This is a genomic window from Lacimonas salitolerans, from assembly GCF_042677865.1.
Taxonomy (GTDB): Bacteria; Pseudomonadota; Alphaproteobacteria; order Rhodobacterales; family Rhodobacteraceae; genus Lutimaribacter; species Lutimaribacter salitolerans.
This window is the reverse complement of the sequence record NZ_JBHUDD010000090.1, coordinates 1-1671: the sequence shown is the minus strand read 5'-3', so window position 1 is coordinate 1671 and position 1671 is coordinate 1. Positions and strand designations below refer to the sequence as shown.

The 1671-nt window shown below is 49.7% G+C and carries 1 protein-coding gene; it reads right to left on the bottom strand.

Annotated features, from left to right (window positions below; all coding sequences use genetic code 11):
• Positions 1-289: 289 nt before the first annotated feature.
• Positions 290-1399 carry a sigma 54-interacting transcriptional regulator gene (locus tag ACFTOW_RS13430; protein WP_379916548.1) on the bottom strand — a complete coding sequence of 370 codons (1110 nt, stop codon included), beginning with the start codon at positions 1397-1399 and terminating at the stop codon, positions 290-292.
• Between the last annotated feature and the right edge of the window lie 272 nt (positions 1400-1671).

Here is a 1671-nt window from a genome sequence, read left to right as displayed (position 1 = left end):
GCGCCTCACGTCGTGACAACAACATCTGGTGCGACCCTGAACAGGCCAGTGCGCCTTAACCCACACAAATCGCGAAGGGACCGAAAATTCTACTTATCCAGCCCCTTAATTTCGGGGGGATCACCCCCCCCATTCCCGCCAATAGCGACGCCCATCCCGCGTCAGCGGGTTCGTTCAATCCCCACGATTCAGGCTTTGGGCGGGACGCTTTAGCTCAACGAAAATGGTTATACAAAATCCGTTTTCAGCGGCCTGTTAACCCGGCGACATAAGGCCAAGGAGGCATTTATTAATTTTCGGCCTCGCTAAAAATTCCGTATTTACGCATTTTCGCAATCAAAGTCGTTCGTTTCAAAGAAAGCATCTGTGCGGCTCTTGTTACGCTGGAGTCTGCTAGTTCCAGTGCCGTGGTAATGTAATTCAATTCGATGTTTTCTAGGTGGGTCTTCAAGCGAAACCGCTGGCCGCTGCGCAATGTTTGTATGGCGGAAGTGTTGGATTTTTCTACTTCGAATGGCTTGGGGTGCTGTTCAGAAGTTGTAGTTTGGTCCACCGCGGTGGGTATGTTGTGAATTGCATTCCGAAGGAATGCTTGTTCTTCGTCACGTCTCTCGTCAAGGTGAAGCAGTCTTCGTACCATAGATCGGTTAAGTGGTTTGCCGCGTGAAAAAATGGCGGCGCGTTGAAGAAAGTTTTTCAACTCCCGCACATTGCCCGGCCAGTCATAACGCATCAGCTCTTCCATGCCGTCAAGTTCCACGGGTGGAGGAACAAGGTCCGAGCCGTCGTTTTCGATCTGGGTGGAAATTTCCACAATGAGTTCGGGAATATCCTGAATGCGATCGCTGAGGGGCGGCACGTGGATGACGACCACCGACAAGCGGTATAGAAGGTCTTCGCGAAATCCACCTCTGTGCAGTTTGTCACCAAGGTTCTTGTGGGTTGCGCAGACAAGGCGAAAATCCACGGGCCGTTCGGCGTTCGATCCAAGACGACTGATTTTACGCGTTTCGATAACGCGAAGGAGCTTGGCCTGAAGTTCAAGAGGCATGTCACCTATTTCGTCAAGAAAGAGCGTGCCCTGTGCGGCATCCTCAAAACGCCCTTTGCGGCTTGTACTGGCGCCGGTGAAGGCTCCTTTTTCATGACCGAAAAGTTCCGCTTCGAGAAGGTCGCGTGGGATGGCTGCGCAGTTGACGCAGATGAGCTTGCCTTTCCGACCGGACTTCGCGTGCAAGGCTTGTACAACCAACTCCTTTCCAGCGCCCGTTGGTCCAGTTGTCAAAACATTGACGTTGTACTGAGAGACGCTGTCGATTTCCCGACGCATCTGCGTAACAGCTGGGGAACTTCCTGCAATAGCTTCAAAATTTGTAAATTGTACTGAAGGAGCGGCCATTGCGGTTCTTTCAAATATCAAAACGGTTATTTTAGCTGGTGTGCATCAGTTCCGCTGATCTAACACAGTTTTTGTTGATTAGTAAGGGTTTGAGCATGATATATCGCCATATAATCGAATTTTGATAATATTTAGATACATTTCATCCATAAGATGGATAATTACTATCTTAGGATTGTCAGAATTCTAAATTAGGGCCTGTTGACGTTCATCTGAGGCGAATAACGGTCGCTGCGAGGGCTATGAAGGCTGAGAAACTGCTGTCTGTCTTG

Excerpts from the sequence above, each read along its gene's own strand:
- ACFTOW_RS13430 (WP_379916548.1), bottom strand. The coding sequence starts at position 1,399 with ATGGCCGCTCCTTCAGTACAATTTACAAATTTTGAAGCTATTGCAGGA.